This window comes from Pseudomonas sp. Pseusp21 (genome assembly GCF_059492145.1).
Genome location: NZ_CP168520.1, coordinates 5,623,623 through 5,637,849 on the forward strand (window position 1 = coordinate 5,623,623; position 14,227 = coordinate 5,637,849).

Here is a 14,227-nt window from a genome sequence, read left to right on the forward strand (position 1 = left end):
GTTCTAAAGGCCGGGGATCGCAGCGCGACGCGGCGCGCCCGGCTGTTTCCTATGGCAGTTCGCGACTGGCGTAGAACGCGCTCAGCACTTTGACCAGGTGTGCCAGGTCGTGGCTGCCGCACAGTTCGCGGATCGAGTGCATGGCGAACGTCGGCAGGCCGATGTCCACGGTGCGCACGCCCAGGTGGCTGGCGGTGATCGGGCCGATGGTCGAGCCGCAGCCCATGTCGCTGCGCACCACGAAGCTCTGCACCGGCACTTCTTCGGCCATGCACAGATGGCGGAAGAACCCGGCGGTTTCGCTGTTGGTGGCGTAGCGCTGGTTGCTGTTGACCTTGATCACCGGGCCGGCGTTGAGTTTCGGGCCGTGGTTGGCGTCGTGCTTGTCGGCGTAGTTCGGGTGTACGCCGTGGGCGTTGTCGGCCGAGACCAGCAGGGATTTCTGGATGGTGCGTACGAACTCTTCACCTTCCGGCAGCAGGCGGCGCAGGGTCTGTTCCAGCATCGGGCCGTCGGCGCCGCAGGCCGAGCAGGAACCGACTTCTTCGTGGTCGTTGCACACCAGCACGCAGGTTTCTTCAGTGTCGGCGGTCAGCAGGGCTTGCAGGCCGGCGTAACACGACAGCAGGTTGTCCAGGCGCGCGCCGGCGATGAAGTCGCCATGCAGGCCGATGACCGCAGCACTCTGGGTGTCGTAGAAACTCAGCTCGTAATCCAGCACCACGTCGGCGTTGAGGCCGTGTTCGCGAGCCAGTTGATCGGTGAGCACCGCGCGGAAATCCACGCGCTCGTCACCGGCGAACTGCGCGAGAATCGGCGGCAGTTCGGTCTGGGCATTGATCGCCCAGCCCTGATTGGCTTCACGGTTGAGGTGGATCGCGAGGTTGGGAATGATCGCGATCGGGGCCTTGAAGTCGATCAGCTGGCTTTCAACCTTGCCGTCGCGGCGGAAGGTGACGCGGCCGGCCAGCGACAGGTCGCGGTCGAACCACGGCGCCAGCAGCGCGCCGCCGTAGACTTCGACGCCGAGCTGCCAGAAGCCCTGGCGCTGCAATTCAGGTTGTGGCTTGACCCGCAGGCACGGGCTGTCGGTGTGGGCGCCGACCAGACGGATGCCGTCGTGCAGCGGCGAGTTGCGGCCCATCTTGATCGCGACAATCGAGGAATCGTTACGGGTGACGTAGTAACGACCATTGGCTTCGGTGTGCCAGGTTTCGCGCTCGTCGAGGCGCACATAACCGGCGGCCTCAAGGCGTTGAACAAGGCTGGCGGTGGCGTGGAACGGGGTAGGGGAGGCCTTGAGGAAGTCGATCAGGCCTTGGTTCAACTCTTCGCGCATAAGAAGCTCCAGACAGCAATGGGCGGGAGTTTAACGCATCGGCCTGATGCTTGGGACATGACATGTGCCGCTCGCGTCAACGAGCGGCGGCCACGCGTTTTTTCAGGTAGTTCATGATCACTTTTTCGTCTTCAGGCTTGTCCGGACGAGGCAGCTGCTTTGGCCAGCGACTCTGTTCCAGAAGCTTTTTCTGACGGCTCTCGTCCCAGCGCAGAATCTCCCGCGAGGCGCATTCCCACCACTCATGACGACAGGCGCTGTAGTACGGGTGATCCGGCGCGGCGCTGCCGTACAACAGATCCCGACCCACCTTGCGCATGGCGCCGCTCTGGTTGCGCAGCTTCCACTTGATCTTCAGACGCTGCCAGGCGGACGGAAAGGGTTTGACGCGCGGCACATCGGCACACAGGTCCACCAGTCGCTGGCTGAATTTCTCGCCGTGCTGGGCGAAGAAAAACGCCTGCATCGCGTGGAAGAAGCGTTTTTCCGCGAAGTAGTGGTAGATGTGTTTGCGCGCTTCCACCACCGGCCGTTCGCGCATTGCGTAGGACAGCGCGATCTGCTCGATGGTGTGAATCTCGAACCCGCCGGCCGTCCACTCGTCGATCAGCCTGATCGACTCTTCGAACAATGCCGAGTCGCGGTCGGTGATACCGCACAGGCCGCTGTTGTAGAGCTTGAAACCGTTCTGTGGGGAAACACCGTGGACACTGAGGTCGCGAGCGAGCTTCAGGTAGTCCGGCCGTTCGAAGACGTCTTTCCAGTCGTATTCGAAGCGATCCATCACCGACTGATTCGCATCGATGTATTGGAACAGGCTGTTCGGGTGGCTGGTGAACAGTGTGTCGGTGTCGACGAACAGGGTTTTCTCGGCCAGTTGCAAACCGGCGGCAATCGCGCAGGCCTTGCGCCGGTGGTGGTAACCGTTCTGTCCTTGCCAGCGGGTCAGGGTCGCTTCGTCGAGCAGTACGGTGTCGACTGGCCAGCCTTCGTAGTCTTGCGGCCGGTCGGTGAGAATCCTGATCGCCGGGCGCTTGCCGTTCTTGGCATGGGACAGGGCGGTCAGGATGCTGAACTTGGCTTCGCGCCGGTAGACATCCTGATTGCCGTAAATCAGGTAGAGCAGTTGATGACGGGTTTTCTTGACGGGTGTTGCCAGGGAATCAGTACAACTCATCCGGAACAAAATCCTATAAATCGGGCAGCTGTCGGTCCGACAGTGCTTAAAACGGTGCCGGGCATTCGAAGCGCAAGCGTTCGCCGGACTGTGGATGGGTGAAGCTGAGCATGCTCGCGTGCAGGCACAGGCGTGGCCAGGCCGCCAGGGCTTGCTCGTGGGCGTAGAGACCGTCACCGAGCAACGGATGACCGATCGACAGCATGTGCACCCGCAACTGGTGCGAACGACCAGTGATTGGTGTCAGTTCGACGCGGCACCAGTCGCCGCAGCGCTCCAGCACACGCCAGAAGGTCAGGGCGTGCTTGCCGTGTTCGTGATCGACCACGTGGCGCGGTTTGGTCGGCGGGTCGTAGCGCAACGGCAGATCGATGCTGCCGCTGTCCAGTTCCGGCTGACCCCAGCAGAGCGCAGTGTAGGCTTTCTCTGTTTCACGATCGTGAAACTGGCGCGACAGTTCGCGGTGGGTGTCGGCGTCGCGGGCCAGCAGAATGATCCCCGAGGTTTCCCAGTCCAGGCGATGGACGATGCGTGCTTCCGGGTAGCCGTTTTCCTGCAGACGGGTGATCAGACAGTCCTTGTTGTCATCGGCCCGGCCGGGGACGGAGAGCAACAGGGTCGGTTTGTTCACCACCAGAACGGCGGCGTCCTGATGAATGATTTGGACGTTGGACAACGGCATTAAAACAGCCTCGTAACAAATGCCAACGGCGGCTCAGGGCCCCTCCGGTGTCGGAGGAGCCCTGAGCCGCCGTCGTTCCTGCCGGATCGACTCAGCGGTCTGGCAGGGTGATGTTGAGTTCCAGAATCGAGCAGCTGCCCTGGCTCTCCAGTGCCACGTGCACGTCGTCGTTGCCGATGTTGACGTACTTGCGGATCACTTCCACCAGTTCCTTCTGCAAGGAGGGCAGGTAGTCCGGGGTGCTGCGCTGGCCGCGTTCATGCGCCACGATGATCTGTAGACGCTCTTTCGCGACCGAGGCGGTACTTGGCTTTTTGTTGGCACGAAAGAAGTCAAAAAGGTTCATTACCTACCTCCAAACAGACGCTCGAAGAATCCCTTCTTCTCGACATTCAGGAACCGGTGTTCTTTTTCCTTGCCCAGCAGGCGATCAACGGTATCGCTGTAGGCCTGGCCGGCGTCGCTTTGATCATCGAGGATCACAGGTACGCCCTGGTTGGAGGCCTTGAGTACGGCCTGGGATTCCGGGATGACGCCCAGCAGGCGTACGGCGAGGATTTCCTTGACGTCTTCGACGCCGAGCATTTCGCCTTTTTCGACGCGCTCCGGGTGATAGCGGGTGATCAGCAGGTGTTCCTGGATCGGCTCTTCGCCGCGTTCGGCGCGACGGGACTTGCTGGCCAGCAGGCCGAGCATGCGGTCCGAGTCACGTACCGAGGAGACTTCCGGGTTGGTCACGACGATCGCTTCGTCAGCGAAGTACATGGCCAGGTGCGCGCCTTTCTCGATACCCGCCGGGGAGTCGCAGACGACGAAGTCGAATTGTTCCTTGAGCTCCATCAGGACTTTTTCCACGCCTTCGACGGTCAGCGCGTCTTTGTCGCGGGTCTGGCTGGCGGCCAGTACATAGAGGTTTTCCAGGCGTTTGTCTTTGATCAGGGCCTGTTGCAGGTTGGCTTCGCCGTTCACGACGTTGACGAAGTCATACACCACGCGGCGCTCGCAACCCATGATCAGGTCGAGGTTACGCAAGCCCACGTCGAAGTCGACGATCACTGTTTTGTGCCCGCGCAGAGCGAGGCCGGTACCGATAGCGGCGCTGGTGGTGGTCTTACCCACACCACCCTTGCCGGATGTAACCACGAGAATCTTGGCCAAGGTGTTTCACCCCTAAGGAAGAAGGACTGTTCAGCCCCTGAAAAACATCTCTAGAAAACTACTGCAGTCGGACAGCCTTGGCTGGAATCCGGCTTTTGGCCTTTTTCCTACTTCGTTTGAGCCGTTTTCGCTACGTTTTAGAGATGCTTGGAAAATGCGGCAGTATCCGTTAAAGCCGAATGATGTTCAACACGTCGCCCGACAGGCTGACCTGTACGCCCGAACCCCACATCGGATCGCGACGCAGGTCCTCGGAAACCTTGTAATGGCCTGCGATGGAGATCAGTTCAGCGCTCAATTGCTGACAGAAAATCCGCGCCTTGGTGTCGCCCTTGACCCCGGCCAGCGCACGACCGCGCATCGGGCCGTATACATGGATGTTGCCATCGGCGAGAAGTTCCGCCCCCGGGCTGACCGAGGAAACCACCACCAGATCGCCACCTTGCGCATATATCTGTTGGCCACCACGTACTGGCGTGGTGATGACGCGGGTCGGTTTGACGGCCGGCTCCGACGGCTTTTCCGGCTTCTTCGGGGCGACGGGTTCGGCTGCTTCCAGCGGTCGTTCGCGGGCGCCGGACGGCGGCAGCACCGGGATGTCGATGGCGATGGCGGCGGCGATGTCTTCGATGCGGCTGGCGCGGATCGCCAGGGTACGCAGGCCGTGCTGACGGCACACGCGCATCAGGCCCGGCAGGTCGACGGCGCCTTCGCTTGGCGGCAGTTTGTCCAGCGCCAGAACCAGCGGCGCGTTGCTGAAGAAATTCGGTGCCTGGGCGACTTTGGCGGCCAATTGCCGATCGAGGCTGTCCAGGTCGTTGCGGGACAGCTCCAGCACCGTAATGGCGAGCATGCTGCCCTTCAGCTGGAACACGGGATCTTGGTCTTTCGGTTCGGTTTGGCTCATGTCGGCATACAACGGCTTGTCACTAAAAGTGCCGAGACTTATAACGAGAACGCCCGCAGGCCGCAAGCCGGGTCGAACGATGTAGAATGCGCGGCCACTGTATTTACGGAAGCTTTAATGGATCGCCCGCGTTTTCGAAAAGCATTTCTTGCCCCACGCTTCTGGCCGCTCTGGTGCGGCCTCGGGCTGTTGTGGCTGATCGTGCAGCTGCCGTATCCGGCATTGCTGGCCATCGGTCGTTTTCTCGGTGCCCTGATGTATCGCTTCGCCGGCGACCGACGGCGCATCGCCAAGCGCAATCTGGAACTGTGTTTCCCGGAAAAGTCCGCCGCCGAGCGCAAGCGTCTGCTCAAGGAAAACTTCGCCTCCACCGGCATCGCTTTTTTTGAGATGGCGATGAGCTGGTGGTGGTCGCGTCAGCGTCTGGCGAAACTGGCCCACGTCGAAGGCCTGGAGCATTTGCAAAAGGCCCAGCGCGAAGGCAAGGGCGTGATTCTGATGGCGGTGCATTTCACCACCCTGGAAATCGGCGCGGCGCTGCTCGGCCAGCAGCACACCATCGACGGCATGTACCGCGAACACAAGAACCCGCTGTTCGACTTCGTCCAGCGTCAGGGCCGGGAGCGGCACAATCTTGATTCGCTGGCGGTGGAGCGTGACGACGTGCGCGGCATGCTCAAGCTGCTGCGCGCAGGCCGGGCAATCTGGTACGCACCGGATCAGGACTACGGCGCCAAGCAAAGCATCTTCGTGCCGTTGTTCGGCATTCAGGCCGCCACCGTGACTGCCACCAGCAAGTTCGCCCGTCTGGGCAAGGCACTCGTGGTGCCGTTCACTCAGGAGCGTCTGGCCGACGGCAGCGGTTATCGTCTGGTGATTCATCCGCCGCTGGAAGGTTTCCCGGGCGAGACCGAAGAAGAAGATTGCATCCGCATCAATCAGTGGGTCGAAGGCGTGTTGCGGGAGTGCCCCGAGCAATACCTGTGGGCACACCGGCGTTTCAAGAGCCGGCCACCGGGCGAGCCGAAGCTGTACGCCAAACGCGGTTGATTTGACCCATCCCCACAAGCACCACGGAGCGTTGCGATGAGCCCAGCTGAACCGGTCACAGGTTTGATTCTTTCCGGCGGCGGGGCTCGGGCGGCGTATCAGGTGGGGGTGCTGGCGGCGATTGCTGAATTGTTGCCGCTGGGGGCGGACAATCCGTTTCCGGTGATCGTCGGCACCTCCGCCGGGGCGATCAACGCGGTCAGCCTGGCCAGCGGTGCGACGGATTTTCGCGCGGCCATCGAACGCCTGACGCTGTTCTGGCAAGGCTTTCGCAGCCATCGCGTGTTGCGCAGCGACTGGCCGGGGGTGATCCGTCAGGCCAGTCGTTTTGTCAGTCACAGCCTGCTGGGCATGGGCCGGCAACTGCCGGTGGCGCTGCTCGACAGCTCGCCGCTGCGTCATCTTCTCAACGAAAAACTGCACCTGCCCGGCATCGCCGAGTCCATCGCGCGCAAGCAATTGCACGCGGTGGCAGTGACGGCGTTCGGCTACGAGTCCGGGCAAGCCGTGACCTTCTATCAGGGCGGCGGGACCATCGATTCCTGGTTGCGTCATCGGCGCATCGGTGTGCCGACGCAGTTATCGGTGGAGCACTTGCTGGCCAGTTCGGCGATCCCGCTGTTGTTCGCGCCGGTGAAGATCGGCGATGAGTATTTCGGCGATGGCGCGGTGCGACAGTCGGCGCCGATCAGCCCGGCGCTGCACCTGGGCGCGAGCCGGGTGCTGGTGGTGGGCGTCAGCGGCAACCCGCGCGGTTTCGATCCGGCGCAACCGCTGGAGCGTGCTTACACCGGGCAGCAACCGACGCTGGCGCAGATCGGCGGGCACATGCTCAACAGCACCTTCATTGATAGCCTGGAAAGCGATATCGAGCTGCTTCAGCGTCTCAACCAGTTCAGTCATCTGATGCCCGAAGGCACGCCGACCCGCGCGTTGGGTGTGGCGCCGGTGGACGTTCTGGTGATTTCACCCAGCCAGCCGATCGATGAAATTGCGGCGCGGCATCGCCAGGAATTGCCCGCGGCGTTGCGTCTGTTTCTGCGTGGGCCGGGGGCGACCAAAACGAGCGGGGCAGGGGTGTTGAGTTACTTGCTGTTCGAGGCGGGGTATTGCAGCGAATTGATCGATCTGGGCAGGCGCGATGCCTTGGCCAAGCGCGATGAGCTGTGCCGGTTTCTCGGGATTGGCGAGTCGCTGGTTCCGGCCTGAGTTTTGTTGTGCAGCAATCGCTGGCAAGCCAGCTCCCACAGGGATTTGTGTCGTGCACAGAGCCAATGTGAGAGCGAGCCTGCTCGCGAAGGCGCCCGTGAGGACGCCGCCGGATCAGAAGTGGAACTTCACCAGGAAGCTCGTGGTGCTCTGATCGGTCTTGAAATACTGGCTGTCCTTGATCCCGTACTTGTCCGACCAGTAGTCGTACTCGACACCCACATACAACTGCTTCTCGCCAATGTTCAGCGCCTTGCCCAGGTCGTATTTGACCTGTGGGTTGAAGTGCAGGTTGGCGTGGTAATCGCCTTTGGAGTTGGAGTCGTTGTCGACCACCCAGTCCATGAAGCCGTCAATCAGGATGTTCGAGTCGCCGACCGGAATCGTGTAGGACCAGACCGGGGTGATCTGCCAGACGTTGTCACCGGCGCGGGAGCCTTCGGTGTGGCGCTGGTAGAAGTTCAGCTGGAAGTAGTCGAAGCCCGGGATCGCCAGGTCAAAGCCTGGACCGATCAGGTACGACTCGGTATCACCTTCACCGAATTCGTAGGTCATGGCCAGCAGTACGTCGGTGACCGGACCGAAAGCCAGTTTCTGATCGAAGATCTTGCCGAACGACAGACGCGGGCTGATTTCGCCGTAGTAGGTGTTCGAACCCACACCGCCGTCATCCTTGCCGTTGTAGAAGATCTTGTCGACGAACACGAAGTTGTCGCCGTACTTCCAGGCATCGGCGTGCTCGAAGGTGACGGTCTGCTGAATGCGCGGGTTGACCTGGAAGTCCTTGCCATAGAGGTAGGTCAGGCTGTTGTTCTGCCATTGCAGCAGGCCGTCGGCCATGGCCTGACCCCCTGCCAGCAGCGATCCCGCAAGCATCAGGCTGGTGCACATACGTTTCATTCGGTTGCTCCCAAAGTAGGTGTTCCACGTTTATTTTTTTGAGTCGGCGCTCTGGTGTGGCGCCTTTTTTCATTGATGCAAAAGTCATCCATCCGGTCAGCTTTCATGCTGTTAGCAAGAGCTGAGCCAAGGCTTTTCGAAAAGCAAAAAAAAGCCCGTCGGCTGCTGAAAAACAGTCGATTAAGCGTGTTTTCGGGATGCCTCGGTACTGACCGAAGCCTGGATAAGTTGGCTTTTCGGTCAGGAATTAAATTCGGGCTTTTTTTTAGACCGAATTCAGGAGGCCGCGGAGAATACTGACTCAACGGCCAGGCCTCAAGTGCCCCGCAACAGAGCACCGACGACAGGTAGGGGGCACGGTTGCGGGCCATCTTAGAAGTGCACCTTGACCAGCAGGCTGGCGGTGTTCTGGTTGGTGTCGAAACTGTGGGTGCTTTCGACGCCGTATTTGTTTTTCCAGTAGCTGTATTCGGTGCCGACGTACACCTGCTTTTCACCCCAGCCGAGGGCTTTGCCCAGGTCGTATTTGATCTGCGGGTTGATGTGCAGGTTGGCGTGATAGGTGCCGCGCGAGTTCTGATCGTTGTCGACCACCCAGTCCAGATAGCCGTCGATCAACAGGTCGGAATTGCCCACGGGAATGCTGTAGGACCAGCCGGGGGTGATCTGCCAGACGCCGTCGCCGGGGCGCGGGCCTTCGGTCTGGCGGCGGTAGAAGTTCAGGGTGAAATAGTTGAAGCCCGGCACCTTGAGGTCGAAGCCGGGGCCGATCAGGTAGGCCTCGCTGTCGCCTTCGCCGTACTCGTAGGTCATGGCCAGCAGTACGTCTTTTATCGGGCCGAACTCCAGCTTCCTGTCGAAGATCTTGCCGAACGACAGGCGCGGGCTGAATTCGCCGTAGAACGCGTGGGGGCCTTTGTTGCGGTCTTCCTGGCCGTTGTAGAAAATCTTGTCGATGAACAGGAAGTTGTCGCCGTACTTCCACTTGTCAGCGTGCTCGAACGTCACCGTCTGCTGGATTGACGGGTTGATCGCGAAATTCTTGCCGTACAGGTAGCTCAGGCTGTTGGTCTGCCATAGCAGTAAATCGCCGGCCATGGCTTGCGAGGCGGCCAGCAGGCCGCCGCCTAACAACACGCTGGTTTGAGTCCGGATCATCTGTTGCTCCCTCTTGTTTTTATTGTTTGAGGCAAAGCTGTCGCGAGGGGGCAGGCTTGGGCGAGCCCCCTTTTTTTACTCTTCGGATCAGTGCGGGTGTGCGTGGCAGTCGTTGATCGCGGCGCGTTCGGCGCCACCGAGGATGTTGAACAACAGGTTCAGCGTCAGCGCGCTGAGGGTGGCCATGGCGATCCCGCTGTGGGTGATCGGGCTCATCCACAGTGGCAGGTGAGCGAAGAATTCCGGACGCACCACCGGGATCAGCCCCATGCCGATGCTCACCGCCACCAGCAATTGGTTGCGACGGTCGCCGATATCGGCTTCCTGCAGAATCTTGATGCCGGTGGCCGCGACCATGCCGAACATCGCAATCGCCGCGCCACCCAGCACCGCCGGTGGAATCGATGCCACCAGAAACGCCGCTTTTGGCAGCAGGCTCAGGACGATCAGCAGACCGCCGGCGACGATGGTCACCGAACGGCAGCGCACGCCGGTCATCTGCACCAGGCCGATGTTCTGCGCGAAGGAGGAGTGGGTGAAGGTGTTGAAGAAACCGGCGAAGAACGACGCACCGGCATCACACAGCAGGCCGCGACGCAGCATGCGCGGGCAGACTTCCTGACCGGTGATCTTGCCCAGCGCGAGGAACATCCCGGTGGACTCGACGAAGATGATCACCACCACCAGACACATCGACAGGATCGGTGCCAGTTCGAACTTCGGCATGCCGAAATGCAGCGGGGTGACGAACTGAACCCACGGCGCGTTGGCCATGCCGCTCAGGTCAACCATGCCGATGGCGCCGCAGAGCACGTAGCCCAGGCACATGCCGATCAGCACGGAAATGTTGACCCAGAAACCGCGCATGAAGCGGTGGATCAACAGAATGGTGGCCAGCACCAGTGCGGCGATGGCCAGGTAAATCGGTGAACCGAATTGCGCAGCGGCGGCGCCGCCACCGGCCCAGTTCACGGCCACGGGAAACAGCGACAGACCGATCGAGGTGATGACCGTGCCGGTCACCAGCGGAGGGAAGAAGCGTACGACCCTGGACATGAATGGCGCGATGAGCATGCCGAAGAACCCGGCGGCGATGGTCGCGCCGAAGATTCCCTGCAGACCGATGCCGGGCATGCCGGCCATGGCGACCATGCTGCCGACGGCGGCGAAACTGGCGCCCATCATCACCGGCATGCGGATGCCCATCGGGCCGATCCCCAGGGACTGCACAATGGTGGCGATGCCGGCGACCAGCAGGTCGGCGTTGATCAGGAAGGCGATTTCTTCACGACTCAGGCCAGCGGCCTGTCCGATGATCAGCGGTACCGCGATGGCGCCGCCGTACATCAGCAGTACATGTTGCAAACCGACCAGGATCAGTTGCAAAAGGGGCAAACGCTGAATGGCGGGTGCGTCGGGGATGCGCGCTTTGGACAGCTCGGACATGCAACACCTCGGATCTTTTTTATTCTTGTGATTGAACAGCTGCCGGGTTGCTCACAGCTGTTTCTTTGCATCAGGTAAACCGCGTGGCGGCTAATCGCTGGCAAGCCAGCTCCCGCACAGGCAGTGCAAAAACCAGTGGGGGCTGGCTTGCCAGCGATGCTTTTACTGCTTAGTTGGTCTGGGCTCCCTGGGCGATCCATGCACCGATCAGGTCACGTTCCTGCTGGGTCATCTGCGTGATGTTGCCCAGTGGCATGATCTGCGTGGTGATGGCTTGCGCCTGGATCCGCGCCGCGTTCTGGCGGATCTGCTCGGGGGTGTCGAGCATCACACCGGCCGGGGCAGCGCTGAACAGCGGGCTGGTCGGTTTGGCCGAGTGGCAGACCGCGCAGCGTTCCTGGATCACCGTGTGCACCTTGTCGAACGCAGGGCCGGCGTTGGACGCCTGAGCGGGAGCGGCGGCAGGTGCAGCAGGGGCGGCCGGTTGCGCAGCTTCAGCCGGTTTCGCGCCACCACCCAAAGCCGTTTCCGGCAGCGGCTGGTACTCGATTTTCGCAGGGGCCTTGGCCACGTCCGGCGCGGTCGACATCGGCGCCGGGCCGGTGACGTACGCCAGACTGATCATGCCCACCGCTGCAACCGGCAGGGTCCAGGCAAACTTGTGGCTGTCGTGACGGGTGTTGAAGTAGTGACGCACCAACACCGCCAACACCGCAATCCCGGCCAGGATCAGCCAGTTGTACTGGCTGCCGTAGGTGCTCGGGAAGTGGTTGCTGATCATGATGAACAGCACCGGCAGGGTGAAGTAGTTGTTGTGACGCGAACGCAGCAGGCCTTTGGCCGGCAGGGCCGGATCCGGCGTGCGGTTCTCGGCGATCGCGGCCACCAGTGCGCGCTGCGCCGGCATGATGATGCGGAACACGTTGCCGACCATGATGGTGCCGATGATCGCGCCGACGTGCAGGTAGGCACCGCGACCGCTGAACACCTTGCTGAAGCCATACGCCGCGCCGATGATCAGCACGAACAGGATGAAGCCGAGCAGGGCCGGTTTTTTGCCCAGAGGCGAATCGCAGAGGAAGTCGTAGATGAACCAGCCGGCGATCAGCGAACCGATGCCGATGGCCACGCCTTCAGGGCCGGTCAGGCCGCTGCCGGGTGCCACGAGGTAGAGCACGGGGTTGGAGTAGAACACCACGCACAGCAGCGCGATCCCCGACATCCAGGTGAAATAGGCTTCCCATTTGAACCAGTGCAGGTTCTCCGGCATCGACGGAGGGGCCAGTTTGTATTTTTCCAGGTGATAGATACCACCGCCGTGGATCGCCCACAGATCACCGGCAAGACCGGTTTTCGGGTTGACGCGGTTGAGGTTGTTCTCCAGCCAGACGAAGTAGAACGACGCGCCGATCCAGGCCACGCCAGTGATCATGTGAACCCAGCGCACGCTCAGGTTCAGCCATTCCAACAGATGTGCTTCCACAGTCTTTACCTCTCGCCCGTCACTCTTGTTGTCGAGTGATCGGACCTTCTCTTATTGGTGGGGGGCGAGGATCAAACGCTCATCCTCTTTGAAAAAATGCTCATCGCAGTTGTTGCCTGTGCCACTGCGATCAACCACCAGGAAGTCATCCCGCTTTTCGATCGTCAGCACCGGGTGGTGCCAGACGCCGCGATGGTAATTGATGCCCTGCCTGCCGTTGGTGACGAAGGCGCGGACCAAGCCTGATACAGGTACATCGCCAAGTGGCGCGACCACGATCAGAAAGGGGTTGCCGAGCAGCGGAATGAAAGCCTGGCTGCCCAGCGGATGGCGTTCCAGCATGCTGACGGTCAGCGGCATGTCCTGCGCGTCGGCGCGGAAGATGCTGATGATCGCGTTGTCCTCAGGCGTCGCGGTTTCGACCGTCGCCAGTTTGTGGAAGCGCATGGTCGAACCGTTGTTGATCATGAAGTGATCGCTGCCGTCGGTTTCGATCACGTCACCGAAAGGGGCGAAGGCTTCTTTGGTCAGCGGTTCAATCGTCAGTGTGCGCATGCTGTTCTTCTTAATCTCTTGAAAATTGATCGTTCCCACGCTCTGCGTGGGAACGCTGCCATGGACGCTCCGCGTCCACTGTGACGCGGAGCGTCACGGTATGCATTCCCACGCAGACGGTTCGACGCCTCGACGTGGGAACGATCGGGTGTTACTTCGCGACCTTGCCGAGAACGCGCAGGCGGCTCACACCACCATCCGGGAACACGTTCAGACGGATGTGGGTGATCGGGCCCAGTGCCTTGATCTGCTCGACGAAGGTGTGTTCGGCGTGCATTTCCAGCTTCTGGCTTGGCAGCAGTTCACGCCAGAACAGCGACTGGGTTTCGATCTGGCTGTCGGTGCCGCCCTTGACGAACGCGCCCTGGATCGAGCAGGTGTCCGGGTAGTTGCCCTTGAAGTGCAGGGTGTCGACGATGATTTTTTCGATCTCGCCCGGGTGGCCCAGTGCGACGATCACCCAGTCATTGCCTGGCGTGCGACGACGTGCGGTTTCCCAGCCGTCGCCCATGTTGATGCCACGGCCCGGATTGAGGATGTTGCTCATGCGGCCGAAGTGTTCGTCGGAGCAGGCGAGGGCGCGGCCACCGTTGAGGGCTGCGGCGAGGTCGACTTGCTCGTTGTCACCAACAGCGGACCAGTCGCGGAACGGAATGCCGTATACGCGCAGACGGGCCACGCCGCCATCCGGGTAGATGTTGAAGCGCAGGTGGCTGAACGCCTTGTCGTTGCTGATTTCGTGGTAGTGGTGGCTGTTGCCTTGCAGTTCGACGGCCGACAGCACTTCAGTCCACTGGGTGTTTTCGTCCGGCTCGCCCGACGCCAGGAAGCAGGCTTCCAGCGAGGCCGATGGCGGGAAGTTGCCGGTGAAGAATGAAGTGTCGATGTCCACGCCTTTGATCGAACCCGGTACGCCCAGGCGGATCACCGCGCTGTCGTAGCCTTCGAAGCGCTTGCGGCGCGATTCCCAGCCGTCCATCCACTTGCCGTTGTCATCGAACACGCCCTCCTTCCACACGGCCGGGGTCGGCTGAAACAGACGATTGGCGTCTGCGAACCAGTCATCGGTGACCGAGATGATTTTGGTGCCCAGGCGGGCATCGGCCAGGTTGACGAACTTCTCGAAAGGTACGGCGTAAGCTTTCATTCTTCTTGTCTGCCTT

Annotated in this window: 14 protein-coding genes; 2 read left to right on the forward strand and 12 right to left on the reverse strand. The window is 61.2% G+C overall.

Annotation, left to right across the window (positions count from 1 at the left end; translation table 11 throughout):
• Positions 1–49: 49 nt before the first annotated feature.
• The 6 genes from ACEN93_RS25645 to minC form a co-directional block, all read right to left on the reverse strand.
• On the reverse strand, positions 50–1,339 hold the full coding sequence (locus ACEN93_RS25645; RefSeq protein ID WP_134334366.1) for a M18 family aminopeptidase: 1,290 nt from the start codon (positions 1,337–1,339) through the stop codon (positions 50–52).
• Positions 1,340–1,415: 76 nt separating this feature from the next.
• Positions 1,416–2,516 (reverse strand): hypothetical protein, encoded by a 1,101-nt coding sequence (locus ACEN93_RS25650; RefSeq protein WP_495610661.1) that lies wholly within the window; start codon positions 2,514–2,516, stop codon positions 1,416–1,418.
• A gap of 46 nt (positions 2,517–2,562) precedes the next feature.
• Positions 2,563–3,198: an RluA family pseudouridine synthase gene (locus ACEN93_RS25655; RefSeq protein ID WP_039769876.1), complete on the reverse strand. Its 636-nt coding sequence runs from the start codon at positions 3,196–3,198 to the stop codon at positions 2,563–2,565.
• A 91-nt stretch (positions 3,199–3,289) separates the two neighbouring features.
• On the reverse strand, positions 3,290–3,544 hold the full coding sequence (gene minE, locus ACEN93_RS25660) for a cell division topological specificity factor MinE (protein ID WP_007960071.1): 255 nt from the start codon (positions 3,542–3,544) through the stop codon (positions 3,290–3,292).
• Positions 3,544–4,356 carry a septum site-determining protein MinD gene (minD, locus tag ACEN93_RS25665; RefSeq protein WP_039769880.1) on the reverse strand — a complete coding sequence of 271 codons (813 nt, stop codon included), beginning with the start codon at positions 4,354–4,356 and terminating at the stop codon, positions 3,544–3,546. Before minD ends, minE begins: the two co-directional genes overlap by 1 nt.
• 169 nt (positions 4,357–4,525) lie before the next feature.
• Positions 4,526–5,263, reverse strand: a complete 738-nt coding sequence (minC, locus tag ACEN93_RS25670) for a septum site-determining protein MinC (protein WP_039769884.1) — start codon at positions 5,261–5,263, stop codon at positions 4,526–4,528.
• 117 nt (positions 5,264–5,380) lie between these two features.
• On the opposite strand from minC, the gene ACEN93_RS25675 reads away from it, so the two are divergent.
• Positions 5,381–6,313, forward strand: coding sequence for a lipid A biosynthesis lauroyl acyltransferase (locus tag ACEN93_RS25675; protein ID WP_007960061.1), 933 nt, complete (start codon positions 5,381–5,383; stop codon positions 6,311–6,313).
• Between the two features lie 36 nt (positions 6,314–6,349).
• Positions 6,350–7,522, forward strand: a complete 1,173-nt coding sequence (locus ACEN93_RS25680) for a patatin-like phospholipase family protein (protein WP_039769886.1) — start codon at positions 6,350–6,352, stop codon at positions 7,520–7,522.
• A 114-nt stretch (positions 7,523–7,636) separates the two neighbouring features.
• On the opposite strand, the gene ACEN93_RS25685 is transcribed toward ACEN93_RS25680, so the two are convergent.
• From ACEN93_RS25685 to alc, 6 genes are all read right to left on the reverse strand, one after another.
• A complete protein-coding gene (locus ACEN93_RS25685) occupies positions 7,637–8,422 on the reverse strand; it encodes an outer membrane protein OmpK (RefSeq protein ID WP_103387058.1) in 786 nt (261 codons plus the stop codon).
• Between the two features lie 372 nt (positions 8,423–8,794).
• Positions 8,795–9,580: an outer membrane protein OmpK gene (locus ACEN93_RS25690; RefSeq protein WP_103387057.1), complete on the reverse strand. Its 786-nt coding sequence runs from the start codon at positions 9,578–9,580 to the stop codon at positions 8,795–8,797.
• Positions 9,581–9,667: 87 nt separating this feature from the next.
• A complete protein-coding gene (locus tag ACEN93_RS25695) occupies positions 9,668–11,026 on the reverse strand; it encodes a nucleobase:cation symporter-2 family protein (protein ID WP_039769891.1) in 1,359 nt (452 codons plus the stop codon).
• A 169-nt stretch (positions 11,027–11,195) separates the two neighbouring features.
• Positions 11,196–12,509, reverse strand: coding sequence for a urate hydroxylase PuuD (locus ACEN93_RS25700; RefSeq protein ID WP_375746150.1), 1,314 nt, complete (start codon positions 12,507–12,509; stop codon positions 11,196–11,198).
• A gap of 51 nt (positions 12,510–12,560) precedes the next feature.
• On the reverse strand, positions 12,561–13,064 hold the full coding sequence (locus ACEN93_RS25705) for an ureidoglycolate lyase (RefSeq protein WP_027613342.1): 504 nt from the start codon (positions 13,062–13,064) through the stop codon (positions 12,561–12,563).
• Between the two features lie 151 nt (positions 13,065–13,215).
• The gene (gene alc / locus ACEN93_RS25710; protein ID WP_007960036.1) at positions 13,216–14,211 is read right to left on the reverse strand and encodes an allantoicase; all 996 of its coding nucleotides are present in this window, start codon (positions 14,209–14,211) and stop codon (positions 13,216–13,218) included.
• Positions 14,212–14,227 lie beyond the last annotated feature (16 nt).

What these genes read in the sequence shown, in the direction of transcription:
- ACEN93_RS25645 (WP_134334366.1), bottom strand. Translation starts at nt 1,339, where the DNA reads ATGCGCGAAGAGTTGAACCAAGGCCTGATCGACTTCCTCAAGGCCTCC.
- ACEN93_RS25650 (WP_495610661.1), bottom strand. Translation starts at nt 2,516, where the DNA reads ATGAGTTGTACTGATTCCCTGGCAACACCCGTCAAGAAAACCCGTCAT.
- ACEN93_RS25655 (WP_039769876.1), bottom strand. Translation starts at nt 3,198, where the DNA reads ATGCCGTTGTCCAACGTCCAAATCATTCATCAGGACGCCGCCGTTCTG.
- minE (WP_007960071.1), bottom strand. Translation starts at nt 3,544, where the DNA reads ATGAACCTTTTTGACTTCTTTCGTGCCAACAAAAAGCCAAGTACCGCC.
- minC (WP_039769884.1), bottom strand. Translation starts at nt 5,263, where the DNA reads ATGAGCCAAACCGAACCGAAAGACCAAGATCCCGTGTTCCAGCTGAAG.
- ACEN93_RS25675 (WP_007960061.1), top strand. Translation starts at nt 5,381, where the DNA reads ATGGATCGCCCGCGTTTTCGAAAAGCATTTCTTGCCCCACGCTTCTGG.
- ACEN93_RS25680 (WP_039769886.1), top strand. Translation starts at nt 6,350, where the DNA reads ATGAGCCCAGCTGAACCGGTCACAGGTTTGATTCTTTCCGGCGGCGGG.
- ACEN93_RS25685 (WP_103387058.1), bottom strand. Translation starts at nt 8,422, where the DNA reads ATGAAACGTATGTGCACCAGCCTGATGCTTGCGGGATCGCTGCTGGCA.
- ACEN93_RS25690 (WP_103387057.1), bottom strand. Translation starts at nt 9,580, where the DNA reads ATGATCCGGACTCAAACCAGCGTGTTGTTAGGCGGCGGCCTGCTGGCC.
- ACEN93_RS25695 (WP_039769891.1), bottom strand. Translation starts at nt 11,026, where the DNA reads ATGTCCGAGCTGTCCAAAGCGCGCATCCCCGACGCACCCGCCATTCAG.
- ACEN93_RS25705 (WP_027613342.1), bottom strand. Translation starts at nt 13,064, where the DNA reads ATGCGCACACTGACGATTGAACCGCTGACCAAAGAAGCCTTCGCCCCT.
- alc (WP_007960036.1), bottom strand. Translation starts at nt 14,211, where the DNA reads ATGAAAGCTTACGCCGTACCTTTCGAGAAGTTCGTCAACCTGGCCGAT.